The following is an 18,367-nucleotide window of genomic DNA, read 5'->3' as shown; positions in this document are numbered from 1 at the left end:
CGGCCTGCTGCGATCAACTTAATTACAACAACGGACCTAACGGCCGTAAAACAATACCCCAAATTTTATCGCTGATACTCAAGCTTTGGCAATACGCCAAGTCCACCTGCTTACATTCCGGTCTGATAGTCCGAAAATCGGCTGCAATTTTTTCGCCCAGAATCCGGTCGTAGATTATAACACCGTTCTCAAAATTCAAATACATGCTGCGAAAATCGAAATTCACGCTGCCGATAACTGCTATCTGCTGATCAATCAGCAATACTTTAGAGTGAATAAATCCCGGAAGAAATTCATAAATTTTTATACCGGCTTGCAATAGAACCGGATAAGCAGCCCGTGCCAGAACCTGCATAATTTTTTTATCGGCAATGTAAGGCAAATATATTTCCACTTTAACGCCGCGATTGGCAGCTACTGTTAAAGCACGCAACAATTCATCTCCCAGGATAAGATAGGGCGTCATTATCTGACAGGAGCTTGTCGCACTGTAGATAGCCTGTAAATAAATATTTTCAGCCAGAGAATTACCGACACTGGGAGCATCGGCATAAGGGACGAGCAAATTTTCCCAAGGCAAATTCGGGATGGCGGGCATATCTCCGCCGGTAAATTTAATTTCACTTTGTCGGCGTCCCCACGGTATATCGTTCTGGCGATCCAATTCTTTAGTACTTAAATGCAGGAACTCATGCCCGCTTTTATGCCCGTGATTTTTCTTCCAGGCCGGCAGCAATTGATTTTTATTTTCCCAATTATCTTGGTGTTTGTCCCGCCGCTTTAATAATTTCACGTCGTAATCCCGCATATTGACAGTTAAATTCAAATTTGCCTGACTGGAATTAAAAGCCGCTAAATCGGCATTAATCAAATTAGCAATAATTTTTTCGTCATCTTGCGAACAACTTGCCAAAAAATCCGCCAGGAAAAATCCCTGTAAACGTTGAACTGCTTCCCCCTGCACGGAGATAACGGCATCTTTCCAATAACCGAAAGGCGAGCGCAAATTAATATATTCATCAGCCAAATTTATGCCGCCGGTAAAAGCAGTTTCCCCGTCGATAATAATTAATTTACGATGGTTACGATGGTTATGATCCATGGTAAATCTACCGTTTATCGGCATAAACACCGCAGTTTTCGCACCTTGATTTTTCAAAGTGCGCGCCAAATCAAAATTCAGCAGGAAATCACAGGCACCGTCATACAATAAATAAACTTCTACTCCCTGCTGTAACTTTTGACAGAGTAAATCCAGCATTTCCTCCAGCATCGTGCCGTTTTTTATAATATAAAACTCGATACAGATGTGAACTTTGGCCGCTTTAATTGCCGCCTTAATCTGCGGCCAGGCCTCTTCTCCGCAACGATAATATTCAACTTTCTGATTCAAATAAATTTTACTGCCGTTATGATGAAAAGCTAATGCGGCAATCTCATAAAAATTGCCCAGGCCTTCCGCCTGTAATAAAGGTCTTAAACGAGCCATCAAGCTCCGGCCTTCTTTATGAAAATAGCTGACAAAAATTCTTTCTTTACTGAAAGTTTGCGCTAAAAGGGTTCGCCGTTGCAGTAAATTACTGACAGAAAAGCCGTAAAACAGCCAAGTAAAAACCGGAGCCACCGCACCACACAATAACCAGCTCAATTTGGCGGAATTAGTCATATGTCTGGTCATAATGAACCAGGCGAGAGCAAGAAAAATAAGGAAATTGCCTAAACTGAAAAAGCGCATAGCATTATTTTGCACGGTGAAAAAAATAACGACAAAAAAGATAAACTGCAAAACAACCAAGCTACCCAACAGATAAATTCTGCGCGCCCGAACTTTTTGTAATCTTTGTTTTAACTTTCCTTTATTATTATCTTTTACAGTTGTCTGCATTCTCTTCTCTTCTCCTAATGCCATAAATGCCGGATTTCTTTAATTTCTTTGATACCGACAAGATACGCTGCCGCTAAATAAACAGCGTAAGCGACGAGGGCGCGCGCACCTATAACCGCTAAAGAAAACAGCTTATTAACATACGGAATCCGAGCGCTAACATGCACTTCAACCAACAGATAAATTGCCAAAATAGTCAAAGCTACCCAATTTTGCCAAATAAAATAAGCGAAATTACGTAATTTCTCAGGCTTAAATCGGTGATGGTACAAAGCTTGTAACAACAAGGCGATAAACAACGTCGAAACGGCAAAAGCTAAAGATAAACCGGAAATCTCCTGCCGTTGCTCCGCTATATAACCCAAACCTAAAGTTAACAGCAAGGAAACGGCGGCATTCACCAAAGGAATTACGGTAATACTGTGAGCATAAAAAGCAAAGTTGTAAATATAGATAACCGACTGAAAAATAATCGCCGGGCAATAAAATTGCAATATTCGGCCGGCATTAACCAAAATATCATAATATTCCCGATTAGCGGCAGCACTTGAAGGTAAATAATTTTTCCACCAGAAAATTCCTACCATAATTTCCGTGCGATAAGCATAGAAAATCAAGGCGGAAGGCAAAGCAAAAAGCAAAACCAATCGCAAGGCTTTATTGAGCATCCGCCCGGCTTTAATCGGATCATTGTGCCCGATACATGTTGATAAGGTCGGCAACATTACCTGGCCGATAGCAACGGTAAAAATGCCGTACGGCAACATCCAAACAGTCGAAGCATACCTCAACGCTGTCGCACTGCCTGCAGGCATCGTTTTAGTGTAAGCTTGTAAAATTATGTTTCCCAATTGCGCAATAGATGCGGAAAATAAAGTCGGCAAAGCTAATAACAGAAGGCGCCGAAAACCGGGACGGGAAAAGTGCAAATTCAATCTTAAGGGAGTAATTACTCGCCGCGCTAAAAATAATTGCCAGATAAAATAAACTGCTGCACTGCCACTGATGCCCCACGCCACTTGCAATAAAGCCTTTTCAGACGCTGCTCCCAATAATATTAAACTCAAACAAACAAAAATATTATACAAGCCCGGTCCTAAGGCCGTTTTGGTAAATAATTTATGGGCATTCAATATGCCAATTGTTAAACCCGCTCCCATCATAAAAAAAGTTTGCGGGAATAATCGGCGGGCCACTTGCACCGTCAAGATTAAATTTTCGCTTTTACTAATTAAAGATAATATAGGCTGAGTAAAAATTTCCAGCAACAAAAGGCAAATAAACATCAGAATACTGAAAAAACTGATAAATGTCGAAACGTCATACCAAGCTTTTTTCTCCTGCTCAGTTCCCAAAGCTTGCGCTAAAGTTGGAATCAAAGCAGCCTGAATCGAACCGCCTATCAATAGTTCATAGATAAAGTCGGGAATTAAAAAGCCCTGAACATAAGCATCCGTTAAATACGGTTTCTGCAATACCACCCCGTATAGAACTTCACGTGCCTGTCCCGTCACTTTACTGAGTAACAAACCGATAATCAGAATAATTGTCGCTTTTTTGAAAGAATTACTGCGAATTAAAGGTCTGTCGGCGGTCTTACCGTTGTCCAATATTATCTTCATCTCCAATCTCTAATTAAATCGCCAATATTGCCGAAAGTTCTCTGATTGCAAACAGGCAGGCTGCCAAGCGCACAAGATTTCTCTTCGGAGAAAAAATTTTTTTATAAGTAAATACTGCCACATCGTCGCCATAATCACAAGCTATGCAATCAGTTGCAGCGCATGTAACTTGAGTTGATTTATCTATAAGCTGTAGCGGTAAAGCAAGCGCAAAATACACAGTCCCGCAAGCTTCCTTTTCCTGCCAATTCGCAGTCTGCGGTCCGGCATACCCGCTCAAAGCCACCGCTATATCAGCCTGTGGCAGGCGCTTCAAGCTGTTTTTCGCCATACTCTGAACCACCGGAGCTGAAACTGCACTATATTTCTCCAGCATCGGCGCAGGTATACCTAAAAGCGTCTGTTTCGCCTGATTAGTATAACAGACAAAAGCTCCGCTTAAATAATCACTCGCACCGCTTATATCGGCTATATACCCGGACAAAGAACCGGCTGTCAACGACTCGGCCGTCACTAAATGTAACTTTTCTTTTCGTAAATAAGCACCCAATCTGCGGTTACTTTTTGCCAACAAAGAAGTCATGTCGGCTGCCGACAACAATTGAACTTTCAGCAAGCTGTCGGAATAAAGCAACTTTTCCGAATTTTCTTCTTTTCTCATGTCGCCCTCATCATAACTCGCTCAAAGGATCAAGCGTTCTTTCGTAAATAAACTGTTCGCCTTCCTGCCGATAAACTTGTACAGCACAATTAGTAAACTTCACCGGCGGCGCATTATCCGGTTTTACTGCCATTTCAAAAAAGGCCCAATTGACACAACCGTGCGCCACAACCAGGAAATTATCTCCGGTATCAGTCAAAATATCTCTGATTGCCCCGTCAATTCTTTTTTGAAAGTCGGTCAAACTTTCACCGCCGAACTGCGCATAAAAGTCAGGCGATAAATTGTTGAACACTTCCGGTCTTTGCAAACATTGCCCTTCGCCTTCAAACAAACCGAAATCCCATTCTTTCAGTTGGGAAAGATAAGTGTATTCCTGATCAGTAATATAAGATAACGTTTCCCGAGCCCGTAAAGCAATTGAACAGAAAATCCGATCGAACTTTATTCCTTCTTTTTTTAAGAGTCGACCGCAAGAAGCTGCCTGTTCTCTACCTGCTGCCGTCAATTTAGAATCACATGACCCTTGAATAATATCCAATTTATTAAATTGGGTTTCACCATGCCGCACCAAATACAATTTTTTTACCATGAATAATACTCACTTTCCGAGACAACAGGAACTGTCTGAGAAAAGACAGCGGAAGTAACATAATTGAAATTTCCCTGACTATATGTAAACGTATGGATAGAAGCCGGCGTAAAAAAGCTTGCAGGTAAAAGCTTACCGTTCTGTTCTCGATGGTGAAGATAGAAAGTGTATATCGCATGTTTCCCGCTTATATAAAGCAAATCGGCCTCTTTGTTCTGCAACTTGGCAATATGATTTTTTATTCCCGTCTCCAAGCGCTCAGATACCGCCGAACTGCTTTCACCGCCATAGCCGTAAGAGCTGAAAAAATCACCATAATCATCCGGCACGTTCCGGGATACTCGCGGCAACAAAAAATTTTTTTGCGCTTCAAAAACGCCGAAATCAAAATCCGTCAAATAATCTTCCATACGCCATTGAGAAATTTGACAAAGTTTCGCTGTAACTATTGCTCTTTCCTGCGGTGAAACACAAGTAATAATTTCGCCCAGCTTGCGCAAATAATCCTTAGCCTCTTTTATCGGTACTTCTGCCGTCTCACTCACTTTGGAATCGGAACGGCCCTGAATTTTATCATTTTCATCAAATAATGTCTTTACCGGCACCATTAAATATATTTTTTGCATCCTGCCTCCTTTGAAAATCTCTCTAAATCCGAATGTCACAAGGTAAATTTAAGAGAAAGTCTATTTTTTTAGTAAATCTCTGATCTCAGTTAATAATTTCACGTCTTCCGGCACGGTTTTAATCGTTTCCTGTGACTGCTTCTTATAAACTAAATTAATTAACTTCACAATAAAGAAAATAACAAAGGCTATGATGAAAAAATTAATTACAGCCTGCAAAAAAGCGCCGTACATAATCTTGGCTTCGCCCAAACCGAAACTCAAATTGCTGAAATTCAAACCGCCCAGGAGTAAGCCGATAATCGGCATTAAAATATCATTGACCAAAGATTTGACGATAGCCGAGAAAGCTCCGCCGACAATAACACCGACAGCCAAGTCTACAACGCTGCCGCGAGCAATAAAGGCCTTGAATTCCTGCAAAAGTTTCTCCCATTTTTCCATATGTATCTCCTTCGAATAGTACTATTCTAGCACAGCCATATAAAAAAAGGGCGGCCGCAGCCGCCCTTTCAGAAGCATCTATTCAGCGTTTCACTTCACCATTAATTGGCGGAACATCGCAATTACCTGCTCTTTAGTAGCCTCTCGCGGATTGCCCGGATAGCAAGCATCGTTTAAGGCATCCGTTGCCAATTGATCCAAATCGCCTTCGGTAATTTTATCTAAAGTCTTAGATACACCCAAGTCCAAAGTCAATTGTTTAACAGCATCGATAGCTGCCTGACGATATTCAGTCTGACTCATTGTATCAACATTCTTAACGCCCATAGCCCGAGCAACTTCACGCAATCTGGTGCCGGTAAAGTCACGGTTGAACTCCATAGAAATCGGCAGGAACATCGCACAAGCAATACCGTGCGGTGTATCATAATGGGCCGACAAAGTATGCGCCATCGAATGAGCAATGCCGAGACCGACATTAGAGAAGCCCATACCGGCAATATATTGGCCTAATGCCATATTCGCCTTAGCTGTCATATCTCCCGCAACCGCTGCCCGGAAATTACCGGACAAAAGGCGAATAGCTTCCAAGTGGAACATATCTGTCATTTCCCAAGCTGCTCTGGTCGTATAACCCTCAATTGCATGGGTCAAAGCATCCATACCGGTAGCAACTGCCAAACCGCGCGGCATCGAAGCCATCATTTCTGGATCAACTACAGCGACAATAGGCATATCATGAGGGTCGACACAAACAAATTTACGCTCTTTTTCAACATCGGTAATAACATAATTAATTGTAACTTCTGCTGCCGTACCTGCTGTTGTCGGAACAGCAATAATAGGTACACAGGGATTTTTAGTAGGAGATAAGCCTTCAAGAGAACGCACATCAGCAAATTCAGGATTGGTAATAATAATACCAATAGCTTTGGAAGTATCCATAGACGAACCGCCGCCGACAGCTACAATACAATCAGCTGCAGCCTTTTTGAAAGCAGCTACACCGTGTTGAACATTCTCAATTGTCGGATTAGGTTTAATCTCCGTATAAAGTTCATACGGAATACCGGCTGCTTCGAGTAAAGTCGAAACTTTCGTCGTCACACCGAATTTTACCAAATCCGGATCCGAGGTCAAAAACACCTTATGAAAGCCGCGAGACTTTATCTCATTGACTATCTCTTTAATTGCACCTGCACCATGATATGATGTACCGTTAAGTGAAATTTTGTGAACCATAAATTTTAATCTCCTTATGACCGAACATTTGTAACAATCGTTCCAAAATTATCTTTGGCTTACATTCATATAATAGCAAGGAAAAGGAATTTATGTAAGTTACAGAAAAATAATTGTGTAACAAATTTGTGGATTATGCTGCTATTTTAGACAAAATACACAAAATATAATGGATAATCTGCACAAATTGACAAGAGATTTTTTCCTTATTCGCCAACTCAAGACCAACTCAACTACAAAATCTCCAAGCGTAAAAACAGTTCGTGAATCCGTGGCGGCATAGCGTCAATCAATAAATCGGCCAATTCGCTGTCACTCATCACCATCCCGTGTAAAACCCACTGGACAGTCATATATATGGACATCTGGCAATATAATTCCAACAATTTATCATCCCGGGCCGTAAGTTCTTCATTACTGCGTGAGCGAATTAAATGACGATAAAAATTTTGAATAGCGGAAAAATCATGCTCTTTCAAATTATTCTGTTCATCCACCCGAAATGCAGCCGCAAAAAAGACTTTTTCAGCACGAATATAAGCAAACTTGCGACAAAGTCCGCTCCTGATGTTTTCACCTTCACTCATAGCTTGAAAAGAAAGGGCTAATAAACGATCGAAATACCAGTTAATTAAATCATATTTGTCAATAAAATTACGATAAAAACTTTGGCGCGAAACTCCGCAGGTCGAAACAATCTGCTTCACAGTAATGTTCTCCACCTTATTGTTACTCATGCATTGCTTTAATGCCGCAGCCAAACGATACTTCAAATCCTGACTTTTCCCTGTATCCATCTCGCTTATCCTCCGCCTGTACTTATATTATAAAGTACAAGTCCAAAAAAAATACTGCCCGGCAGAAAATGGATTATTGCTGAATTATTGTTCAAATAAAAAGCGGGGATGCCGTTGCCGACATCCCCCGCTTTACATCACCGAATATGAGTGATATTACATATGCTCATGCATTGTACGAGCAATAACTTCGTCTTGTTGTTCCTTTGTCAACTTATTGAAGTTAACAGCATAACCACTGACGCGGATGGTTAATTGCGGATATTTTTCAGGGTGTTTTTGTGCATCTAACAATGTTTCACGATTGAACACATTAACATTTAAATGGTATCCACCATCCATAACGTAACCATCAATCAATTCTACCAAATTGTCTTCTCTTTTAGCCATAAGACAACATCTCCTTCTTTTATATCTATTTTAACTCTAACAAGTTAACCTATTTAATATCGCCTTACTCTTCTTTACCCAAGGAATTAGGTACGAGTGAGAAGGTGTTTGAAATACCGTCACGAGAATCGTCATAAGGCAACTTAGCAACGCTCTCCAAGGAAGCCAAAGCACCGTTGCTGTCACGACCGTGCATCGGGTTAGCGCCCGGAGCAAACGGTTGACCTGCTTTACGACCATCAGGTGTTGTACCGGTCTTCTTACCATAAACAACGTTAGAAGTAATGGTCAAGATACTCATTGTCGGAATACTATTACGATAAGTATGATGTTTACGAATCATATTCATAAAGGTTGTGACCAAATGAGCTGCAATCAAGTCGACACGATCGTCGTTGTTACCATATTTCGGGAAATCACCCTCTGTCTGATAATCAACAGCTACGCCGTCTTCATCACGAATGACCTTAACCTTAGCGTATTTAATAGCTGACAAGCTGTCTGCGACAACGCTCAAACCGGCGATACCTGTTGCGAAGTAACGTTTTACTTCACGATCATGCAAAGCCATCTCTGAACGCTCATAGCAGTATTTATCATGCATATAGTGGATAACGTTCAATGTATTTACATACAAGCCGGCTAACCACTCCATCATCTGTGTGTACTTCTCCATGACTTCATCATAGTCAAGATATTCGCTTGTAATCGGAGCGAATCTAGGAGCAACTTGAATCTTCTTCTTTTCATCCATACCACCGTTGATAGCATAGAGTAAGCACTTAGCCAAGTTAGCACGAGCACCGAAGAACTGCATTTCCTTACCGACGATCATGGAACTGACGCAGCAAGCGATAGCATAGTCATCGAACATCTCAGGACGCATCAATTCATCACTCTCGTATTGAATAGAAGAAGTCTTAATAGATGTCTTAGCGCAGAAGCGACGGAAACCGATCGGCAATCTCGGGGACCACAGAACTGTCATGTTAGGCTCAGGAGCCGGTCCCAAGTTGGACAAAGTGTGTAATACACGGAAAGAGTTCTTAGTAACCAAAGTACGACCGTCAACGCCCATACCGCCGATTGACTCTGTAACCCATGTAGGATCGCCGGAGAACAAAGCGTTGTACTCAGGTGTACGCATGAACTTGACCAAACGCAATTTCATAACGAAATGATCCATCAATTCCTGTGCTTCCTTCTCGGTCAATGTGCCTTCATCCAAGTCACGTTGAATGTAAATATCCAAGAATGTTGAAGTACGGCCCAAGCTCATAGCTGCACCGTTCTGCTCCTTGACTGCTGACAAGTAACCGAAATACAACCATTGAATAGCTTCTTGTGCCGTTTCAGCCGGGCGACGGATATCAAAGCCATAGCTCTGAGCCATCTCGGCCATCTCACCCAAAGCGCGGATTTGTTCGCTGATCTCTTCACGATCACGAATAATATCTGCTGTCATAGTCGGGGATTCCAAAATCTCCAATTGTTGCTTCTTATCTTCAATCAAACGATCAATACCGTAAAGCGCAACACGACGATAGTCGCCTATAATACGTCCGCGGCCGTATGCATCAGGCAAACCCGTGATAATACCGCAGTGACGAGCTGCTTTCATAGCAGGTGTATAAGCATCGAAAACGCCTTGGTTATGTGTTTTACGATATTTAGTGAAAATCTCCACTACTTCCGGATCAATTTTATAACCATAAGCTTCCAGTGCGCTTTCAGCCATGCGGATACCGCCGAAAGGTTGTAAAGAGCGCTTGAAAGGAGCATCTGTCTGGAAACCGACGATCTTCTCTAAGTCCTTATTCAAATAACCGGGGCCGTGTGATGTAATAGTAGAAACAACTTTAGTATCAGCATCCAAAACGCCGCCTTTTGCTGCTTCCTGTTTATTCAACTCCATTACCTGATCCCACAATTTTTTAGTAGCCTCTGTCGGACCTTCCAAGAAGGAATCATCGCCTTCATAAGGTGTGTAGTTACGTTGAATGAAGTCACGGACGTTAATAGTGTCCATCCAATGACCTTTTTTGAAACTTCTGTAAGCTTCCATTATTGCCTCCTATGCCTTGTACAGGCTTTTTATTTGCTCTCTATCTAACCTGTAGCCTAAGTATAGCAACTGCAGTCATCCAAAAAAATGACGGCAGTTACAATGTAACTTTTGCTCAAGTTTTTTCGTGATCGAGATCAACTTTTAGTTATTTTCGCACAAATTACATAGCAATTACAAGTGCCTGACAAAATTATGTGCAAAATGTCAAATTAAAGTTCATCATCATTAATGTCTCTATTAAAATGTCAGAGCATTATTTCAGACGACTGAGTTGATCTTCCAGCCACAAATCCAAAATTTCCTCAGGTTGGTAGCCTTTAACCAAAGCTGCCAAAACGCCGTTGTGCAACAGTAACAAAGCAGGTATTCTGTCAACACCGTATTTGTGACAAATATCCGACGTTTCATGAGTAACAACCACATAGTGATAAGTTATCTGCGGATATTTCGGCAGAAGCTGCATAACCGTCGGCTTAAGGGCAATACACCCGGAACAGCCGTCGCCGCTTAATTCCACCAAATGCGTACCTTCTTTCACAACCTCAAGGAAATTATCATTAGTAATATTAACTTGTTTTGTCATATTCTCCCCTTTCCACAACAGCTCTGGCCATTGCTACCACCTCTTTGCTCGGCGGTTCTACGCCTTCAAGAGGATAGCTGATGTTCATCATCTTATATTTATTAACACCCATCGTATGGTAGGGTAAGATTTCCACCTTTTCTACGGTCTTCAAGGTGTCGATAAATTGTCTCAACTTAATCCAGTCGTTTTTGTCATCTGTATAACCGGGAACTAAAACATGTCTAATCCACATAGCTTTATTATGATCGCTCAAATAACGTGCAAATCTTAAAATGTTATCATGTTTAACTCTGGTTAAAATTATGTGTTTCTGCGGATCTATCTGTTTTATATCCAAGAGGAACAAATCACACCATTTAATCAGTTCATCGAACTTCGGCTGATTATGCGGTGTAAACAGGTAACCGGACGTATCACAGCAAGTATGAATGCCTTCCTGTTTCATGCGCTTATAAAATTCAATCAGAAAATCAATCTGTAACAAAGGCTCACCGCCACTGACAGTTACACCGCCGTTCTTTATATAGTTGCGGTATTTCAACACCTTTTGTACGACATCTTCCAGTTCATATTCCGTACCTGCTTTAGTTGACCAAGTATCGGGATTGTGACAATACAAACAACGCAGCGGACATCCCTGCATGAAGATAACAAAGCGAATTCCCGGGCCGTCTACTGTTCCGAAACTTTCAAAAGAATGGATTCTCGCTTTCATAATTTCACCTCTTCATAATTTATATTATAGGTCTCAGCTGAAGATAGTTCAGCCTTTTTCCGACAAATACATCAGCGTCAGCAAATTTGTTAACGGCAGTGTAATAATAGTGTCAAACAACTGCCTCAATAAAATAATTATAGCAGCTTTCAGGAAGCAGGCGGCATTTTTATTGATTTCGACTACTTTTTAGATACTTATAATGATTTTTTGCTGCAATTTGTCCAAAAAACAAAAAAGCCCGCAATGCGAGCTTTTTACGGAAACGGAGGGATTCGAACCCTCGAGCCCCGAACGGGACTACCTGATTTCGAGTCAGGCCCGTTATGACCACTTCGATACGTTTCCTTCTACAAAATGAGCACCCACCACCAGGCGAATGCTCAATCAATCAGTGCTTGCGCTTACGAGCTGCTTCTTGTTTCTTCTTACGGCGAACACTTGGCTTCTCGTAATGTTCACGCTTACGTACTTCAGCTAGAATGCCTGAGCGAGCGCAAGAACGCTTAAAACGACGTAATGCACTTTCGAGTGTTTCGTTCTCTTTTACACGTACAACTGCCATCTTAATCACTCCTCTCAGTGCAAATATTAGGTTAAAACCTTGCAACGGAGCAATTATAATCTATTTGACGAAATATTTCAAGTAAACGAAAAAAGCCGCCGAATTCAATCGACGGCCATTTATTCACTTTACAGCTCGGGCAATCAGCTGACTAATTCCGCCCGCACCATTAAACGGGTTTTGCCGTCATCTTTGGAGCAGGTAACCAGAGTTATAACGGTTTTACCGTTCTGCAAAGGTTTGAAAAATTCATACATATCCTGTTGTTTCGGATCAACGGAGAATGATTCAAAGACTTTGTATTTGTAGCTTTGGTTATTGTAGTTAATTTCAACGATATCACCGTTTTTTACTTCATCCAGACGATTGAACATTCTGCCGTAAGTCAACATACGATGCGCCAGAATAACGGCATTTCCGCCTTTTTCTCCGATTTTGGATGAATAGTCATACCAACCGGCACCGTATTTAAGCGGCGTTTCGGTAGCACCTTTGACGATCGGCAAATTGATGTTAACGGATTCGATCATAATACGACCGATAGCTTCTACCAATACCTGGCCTTTGTCGTTCTTCTTTTCATTAATTACCAAATCATCGGCATTAACTCCCGGGGGCAAATCGTAATCCTCGCCGTTAATAGGATTGGCATTCGGATCGACCCACAAGGTCTCATTAACCTTGCTGTTACCGGCGCTCATCTTGGCTTCCAAGCCGTGCAATAAAGCCTGCGTACTTCTGTCACGGTTCCATTGCAAAATCAAAGGACGGGAAACAAGATAAATACCTATAACGACCAGCAAAACAATAACGGCGTTAAGTGCAATAGCTAACGGTTTGCGTTTTTTGCCGCCCCGCTTAGGATGCATTCTGCGGCCCGGTTTAATCCCTGACTGTTGTACCCGCTGTGCTTCCGATTGCAACCAAGCACCGGTGCTGCTGTCGGGAACTGATGTCAATTGTTCAGATTGCGCCGCAATATTATTCAAATTTTTATCAGCTCCGGATTCTGCCGTAAAATCAACAAAACCGCCATTATTCGGTGTCAGATTGGAATCGCCGTTAGGTAAAGAGTTATTAGGATTCTGACCTGTCGGATTTCTTTTCTTCATCTATTCATACTCCTTGTTAAGGTAAGTACAATTCATAATAGCACTAATAAACTTTATAACTTGTACCCGATACTATTTTCCCACTTATTTTGCCGTTTCGTTACAATCAAGCCAAAGAAGCGGAAAAGTTACATCTCCTATAGTGATGCGACATTTAAGCCTCATACATTCAAAAATAATCAGATTAGCTGTAAGCCGAGTTCTGTCTTGGACAAACATTTATCTGTGCTGTTTGTTGCCAAACAGCTCATAGCCACCTCCTCAAGCGTACGATCATCTATCGCTTTCCACGGTGTTGCACCGGAACGGGGTTTACATGGCAGCTGACTCCTATCAGCTCCGGTGAGCTCTTACCTCGCCTTTCCACCATCACAGCTTGCGCTGCTGTCTATTTCTGTTGCACTATCCTTAAAGTCGCCTTTACCGGACGTTATCCGGCGTTCCTTGATCGTCGGTGCTCGGACTTTCCTCACTTGAACACTTTTCAATGTTGAAGCGCGTTTATCCACTAATCTGATTATCTAATTCTAACCATCTGAAGAGTTTTTTTCAAATCTTTTTCTGCAAAAAGACGCCTTGACTGTTCATTGGTGGAAAGTACGTTACAGTTTTTGCGCCATTCATGATTTTTTCCGGCACCAAAAAGCATCTAACCGTTTTTCGATTAACTAATAAAAAATGGAGATGAGAAATATTTAACTTCCCATCCCCAAAGCTTTCGTTCTAAAGATTTGTGTATAAAATAAATGATCTAATCAAGATAATTTTGGCAGAATGGACATTGATGGTTTACACAGCGAAAAATATACTTATCGCAATTAGGACATCTACAAAATTTGATCCTGAATACAACTGTTCCTACCATGCAAATAATGCCTATCCCCAACATAATAACTGTTCTAGCATTTCCATACTTAGGAGGAAAAATTAATAACACCAAAATTATATACAGTATTTCAATAAGCAACGAAACCCATGAAATCCAAACTGATTCGCTATATGTAGGTTTTTTCACTATTTTTCTCCTTTCTAAGAATATTTTTTAATCTAACAATATTCTTTTACATATGAGGATTTAATTGTTTTGCACTTAACATAAAGCATTCCCTCCTAAACCACTTGGTTTATCGTTTTCACTTTAACACGCTATTCATTAAAAAGACAGTAAATTTTATAGGCATTCACAAGTAATCTACAGACCGCACAAAAAACGCTCCTTTTTTTGTGCAACCTGCTAAAAATAAATCTTACTAAAGCTATAGTGAAACCATTTTTAGGGAACTTACGCTTGTATCTGTAAAAAAATACCTCGACTATTCAACTCATCTTTGACTAATTTATGAAAAGCTCTGTACAAATCTTCTATATCACCGCTATTATCAATAACAAGGTCAGCTATTTTCGCATATTCTTCCCGGCTCATTTGACAAGCTATTCTTTGTTCGGCTTCTGTCTTATTCAGTCCGCGTTTCTCCAAGCGTTCCAAACGTTCAGCTGAATTTGCCCAAACAACTACGACATAATCGCATTGATCTAAAAATCCCTGTTTAACCGGAAGCGGGACATCCAGAACAATTAAAGGCAGTTTGGCCTCCTTAGCCTGCTGTACTCCGTTAATTAATTTTTTAGTCACTTCTTCATGAATAAGTAAACTCACAGCATCCAGCATTTTTTTGTTATTGAAAATCAGTCGTGCCGTTTCTTCTGCAGCTAAACTACCATCGGCCTGAAAACAATTTTCAGGTAGAATATTCCTTAATTCCGTTAACACCGGTGAACCTGCCTGTGTAACTTCATGCGAAATTCTGTCAGCGTCTAAAACCGGCACGGAATATTCCTGAAAGATTTTGGCTAAAGTTGATTTTCCGCAACCGATTCCACCTGTAATTCCCAAAACAAACATAAATAACCTCTTCTCTAATGTACATCTGCCCAATTGTTCCCGACATGCAGCGCCGCCTGCAAATCAACGCCTATATTTGTAATATTTTCCATACACTTCAGAAGTTGCTCAGCTGTTTTATCGGCTGTCTTCCCGGCGATCGAAAATAACAATTCATCATGCACCTGCAGCAGCAACTTCGCCGGCAATTGTTCTTTTTGAATCTTCAAAGCACTCTTAAGCATCGCCAGTTTTATAATATCCGCTCCGGTCCCCTGTATAGGCGTATTAATAATAATACGATTATCGGCAGCTGATGTTTTGGCAGAAGGCTTTTGTCTTACAGGCGGATTTTCCCGTAATTTACTCAAATCAGTCAAATATAAGCTTAATTCCCCGGTAACGACTTGATGCGCCGGTTGTTTGCCTAAATAGCGGCGACGACCGAAAGCAGTCAGGATATAATCATTGGCCTGTGCTGTTGTTACCAGCTTTTTCATATATTCTTTGATCGCGGCATATTTTGTAAAATATCCTTGTAAATAGGCCTTAGCTTCCGCCAAACTGATTCCCAGCCGCTTCGCCGTGCCGAAAGTTGTAGCACCGTAGATAAGACTGAAGTTAATTGCCTTAGCTTTAGTCCGTTGCTCCGGCGTTACCGCCGTAAGATCTTCCTGAAATATATGGGCTGCTACTTCAGCGTGAACATCTTTACCTTGTTGAAAAGCTTGCAACATATGTTCATCATTAGCCAAGGCTGCCATAATTCTTAACTCAATCTGCGAATAATCTATATCCAACAATAAATCATTTTCATCGGCGACAAAAGCTGAGCGCAAACTTATTTTAACGTTCGAGCGAACCGGAATATTCTGTAAATTAGGATTCTGTGAAGATAAGCGGCCCGTTGCCGTTTTCATCTGTTGAAATTCGGTCGTAATCCGCCTTGAATCTTGTTGTACCGACTGCTCCAAGCCGACGGCAAAATCAAGAAGTTTCCGATATTTTCTGTAATTGAGTAATTCACGTACCGCAGGATTAAACGGTGCCAACTCCTGTAAATATTCATTCTTGGTTGAAACAAAGCCGGATTTATTCAATTTATCTGTCGGCGCGCTGATCGCCAGATCTTCAAACAACAATTTACTCACCTGCTCCGGTGAATTTAAGTTGATTTCTCTACCGGCGGCAAAAAGTAATTGCCTTTCCGCCTTCTCCATCTCCAATAAATAAGCATCTTCAGCCTTCTGCAATTCATCCTGATCCAATTTAATACCTGTTTTTTCCATCTCGGCCAAAACTATAACTAAAGGTTGTTCAATGCGATGAACTAAAACGGCAGTATCTGTCAACATTATTTGCAACAGAGACAAATCGAGGTAATAAACACAGTCTTGCAAAAATTGCCCCAATTTATACGTTTCATCTTCAAGTTGCTCATGCCGGCAGCGATATTCCGCCCATAAATCAGTTTGCAGAACACCCAGAGCATAAGCCTGTAAATCTAAATCCGCCCAGGCTGAACCGGCTATGACTTTTCGAAGCGCCAAGTCAGATTCCCGCTTCTCGGTTTTTTTGGTCATTAATGCCTGTTCTGTAATGTTTTCACAATCTATTTGAAAAGCAGCTCTGAATTCAAATAAATTCAGGGACTTAAGCAACTCTTTCAATGAAAATGTATAAAATCCGGGTACTTCGAATACCTGACCTTCCCGTTCGCAGAAAGACAGTTGCTTGTGTTGCAAATTCAGTAAAAATTCTCTCAAGGCTTCCGCCGACAATTGGTAATAAATATTCGGTTGAGAGCTGTTCCACAAAATTCCCTGTCTGACATCGGAATCAACACAGAATGTATCTTCTGTTACGCACAAATACGGTAAATATATCCATGCGCCCTTACTTGCCGCTTCGTTGGCAGTATCCGTCTCCAATTCGGTTTTAATAATTCTACGTTCCTGCACCGACGGCATAGCTAAACTGTAATACGGCAAATTTGCCGCTTTGTTTTGAATTTTCTGCAGTAAATTACGGATAAATGTTCTTTCTCCCGTATTATATGTTAAGATCGAACGATAATTTAAAGTTAAAAAATCCAATAACAGCCTGGTACGGGAATCGGCTTTGTCTAAATCAGAAGCATAACTCTCCGCTTCCTCGACTTCTGTTTTAACATCCGCACAACTATCGCTTTTTCTGCGCCATACAGCCTCATTCGGCTTGTTTTCTAAAAAATCGGGATCGGTTAATTGTCCGACAGCTATTTTTGCAGCCGGCACCGGCAAATTGTAACGCGAAATCAAAGAATTAAATTGGAGAAGCTGACAAATTTCCGCTAATTCCTTTTGCTTAATTCCGGGATTAAGTAATTCTTCCCATTCATTGAACAGCTCCAGATCGCAACGAATACAGCTAAGTTTTAAAGCTAAATTCAACTGTGCGCCGGATTCTGCAATGTTTTGTTTTTGCTTACCGGATAATTCGTCCAAATGTGCCAACAAATTATCCAGTGTTTGATATTTGGCAATTAATTTGGCGGCTGTTTTCACACCTATACCACTGACTCCCGGAATATTATCGGATTTGTCACCCATTAAAGCTTTCATCTGCAACCAACCGTTACCGTCTACTCCGAAATCGCTGCGTAACTTCTCCTCATCCCACAATTCATAAATGCCGCCGCCTTTAGGCATCAAAACTTGAACATTGGAATTAATCAATTGCAAATCATCCTTATCACTTGAAAGGATTAAGCTGCGCCACCCTTTTTCAGCAGCTGCAAAACTCAAGCTGCCGATTAAATCATCCGCCTCATAACCTTTATAGCCCAGTTGAGCAAAAGCGCTCAAATGTAAGGCATTTTGCAACAGAGGTAATTGAACTTTCAGCTCTTCCGGCATCGGCGCTCTGCCGGCTTTATATTCGGGGAAAAGTTCATTTCTGAAAGTTTGCTTGGACACATCCCAGCAAAGGGCTAAATACTTGGTCGGGTACATCTGTACAGTCTTTAAGAGAATATTGAAAAAGCCGTAAGTGGCAGCTACCGGCAGTCCCCGCCATGTTAAATTACTTTGCAAAGCGGCATAATGCGTGCGATAAATTAAACTGTTGGCATCGACAATCAGCAAATCATAGTTTTCCGAAGCAATTAATTCTTTCATATTTCTCAATTTTCCCTTTTAT

The 18,367-nt window shown here is 41.2% G+C and carries 16 protein-coding genes, 1 tRNA gene and 1 other RNA gene; all 18 read right to left on the bottom strand.

Annotated features, from left to right (window positions below; all coding sequences use genetic code 11):
* Positions 1-22: 22 nt before the first annotated feature.
* Complete coding sequence (locus PYS60_RS02355) at positions 23-1,885, bottom strand: phospholipase D-like domain-containing protein (RefSeq protein ID WP_315570507.1); 1,863 nt, start codon at positions 1,883-1,885, stop codon at positions 23-25.
* A 14-nt stretch (positions 1,886-1,899) separates the two neighbouring features.
* Positions 1,900-3,507, bottom strand: a complete 1,608-nt coding sequence (locus PYS60_RS02350; RefSeq protein ID WP_315570505.1) for a lipid II flippase MurJ — start codon at positions 3,505-3,507, stop codon at positions 1,900-1,902.
* Between the two features lie 13 nt (positions 3,508-3,520).
* Positions 3,521-4,168: a CinA family protein gene (locus PYS60_RS02345; RefSeq protein WP_315570503.1), complete on the bottom strand. Its 648-nt coding sequence runs from the start codon at positions 4,166-4,168 to the stop codon at positions 3,521-3,523.
* Positions 4,169-4,178: 10 nt separating this feature from the next.
* The gene (locus PYS60_RS02340; RefSeq protein ID WP_315570501.1) at positions 4,179-4,760 is read right to left on the bottom strand and encodes a histidine phosphatase family protein; all 582 of its coding nucleotides are present in this window, start codon (positions 4,758-4,760) and stop codon (positions 4,179-4,181) included.
* Complete coding sequence (locus PYS60_RS02335; protein ID WP_315570499.1) at positions 4,754-5,386, bottom strand: histidine phosphatase family protein; 633 nt, start codon at positions 5,384-5,386, stop codon at positions 4,754-4,756. The genes PYS60_RS02340 and PYS60_RS02335 overlap by 7 nt, the downstream gene beginning before the upstream one ends.
* 60 nt (positions 5,387-5,446) lie before the next feature.
* Positions 5,447-5,830, bottom strand: a complete 384-nt coding sequence (gene mscL, locus PYS60_RS02330; RefSeq protein ID WP_315570484.1) for a large-conductance mechanosensitive channel protein MscL — start codon at positions 5,828-5,830, stop codon at positions 5,447-5,449.
* 90 nt (positions 5,831-5,920) lie between these two features.
* A complete protein-coding gene (fucO, locus tag PYS60_RS02325; protein WP_315570482.1) occupies positions 5,921-7,072 on the bottom strand; it encodes a lactaldehyde reductase in 1,152 nt (383 codons plus the stop codon).
* Positions 7,073-7,305: 233 nt separating this feature from the next.
* Positions 7,306-7,869 (bottom strand): TetR/AcrR family transcriptional regulator, encoded by a 564-nt coding sequence (locus PYS60_RS02320; RefSeq protein ID WP_315570481.1) that lies wholly within the window; start codon positions 7,867-7,869, stop codon positions 7,306-7,308.
* A 156-nt stretch (positions 7,870-8,025) separates the two neighbouring features.
* Positions 8,026-8,259 carry a glycine radical domain-containing protein gene (locus tag PYS60_RS02315; protein WP_315570479.1) on the bottom strand — a complete coding sequence of 78 codons (234 nt, stop codon included), beginning with the start codon at positions 8,257-8,259 and terminating at the stop codon, positions 8,026-8,028.
* A 64-nt stretch (positions 8,260-8,323) separates the two neighbouring features.
* Positions 8,324-10,324 (bottom strand): formate C-acetyltransferase, encoded by a 2,001-nt coding sequence (pflB, locus tag PYS60_RS02310; RefSeq protein ID WP_315570477.1) that lies wholly within the window; start codon positions 10,322-10,324, stop codon positions 8,324-8,326.
* A gap of 256 nt (positions 10,325-10,580) precedes the next feature.
* The gene (locus PYS60_RS02305; protein ID WP_315570475.1) at positions 10,581-10,910 is read right to left on the bottom strand and encodes a thioredoxin family protein; all 330 of its coding nucleotides are present in this window, start codon (positions 10,908-10,910) and stop codon (positions 10,581-10,583) included.
* The gene (gene pflA / locus PYS60_RS02300) at positions 10,894-11,631 is read right to left on the bottom strand and encodes a pyruvate formate-lyase-activating protein (protein WP_390866550.1); all 738 of its coding nucleotides are present in this window, start codon (positions 11,629-11,631) and stop codon (positions 10,894-10,896) included. Before pflA ends, PYS60_RS02305 begins: the two co-directional genes overlap by 17 nt.
* A gap of 257 nt (positions 11,632-11,888) precedes the next feature.
* Positions 11,889-11,976 (bottom strand) — tRNA-Ser (locus tag PYS60_RS02295).
* A gap of 43 nt (positions 11,977-12,019) precedes the next feature.
* Positions 12,020-12,193: a 30S ribosomal protein S21 gene (rpsU, locus tag PYS60_RS02290; protein ID WP_066713789.1), complete on the bottom strand. Its 174-nt coding sequence runs from the start codon at positions 12,191-12,193 to the stop codon at positions 12,020-12,022.
* A 143-nt stretch (positions 12,194-12,336) separates the two neighbouring features.
* Complete coding sequence (locus PYS60_RS02285) at positions 12,337-13,305, bottom strand: class D sortase (protein ID WP_315570472.1); 969 nt, start codon at positions 13,303-13,305, stop codon at positions 12,337-12,339.
* A gap of 175 nt (positions 13,306-13,480) precedes the next feature.
* An RNA gene (rnpB, locus tag PYS60_RS02280) (RNase P RNA component class A) lies at positions 13,481-13,822 on the bottom strand.
* 765 nt (positions 13,823-14,587) lie between these two features.
* The gene (gene coaE, locus PYS60_RS02275) at positions 14,588-15,208 is read right to left on the bottom strand and encodes a dephospho-CoA kinase (RefSeq protein WP_315570470.1); all 621 of its coding nucleotides are present in this window, start codon (positions 15,206-15,208) and stop codon (positions 14,588-14,590) included.
* A 14-nt stretch (positions 15,209-15,222) separates the two neighbouring features.
* Positions 15,223-18,345, bottom strand: coding sequence for a DNA polymerase I (polA, locus tag PYS60_RS02270; protein WP_315570468.1), 3,123 nt, complete (start codon positions 18,343-18,345; stop codon positions 15,223-15,225).
* Between the last annotated feature and the right edge of the window lie 22 nt (positions 18,346-18,367).

This window comes from Amygdalobacter indicium, assembly GCF_029101545.1.
Classification (GTDB): Bacteria; Bacillota; Clostridia; order Saccharofermentanales; family Fastidiosipilaceae; genus Amygdalobacter; species Amygdalobacter indicium.
The sequence above is the reverse complement of the archived record's forward strand: the minus strand, read 5'-3'. Positions and strand labels throughout refer to the sequence as shown.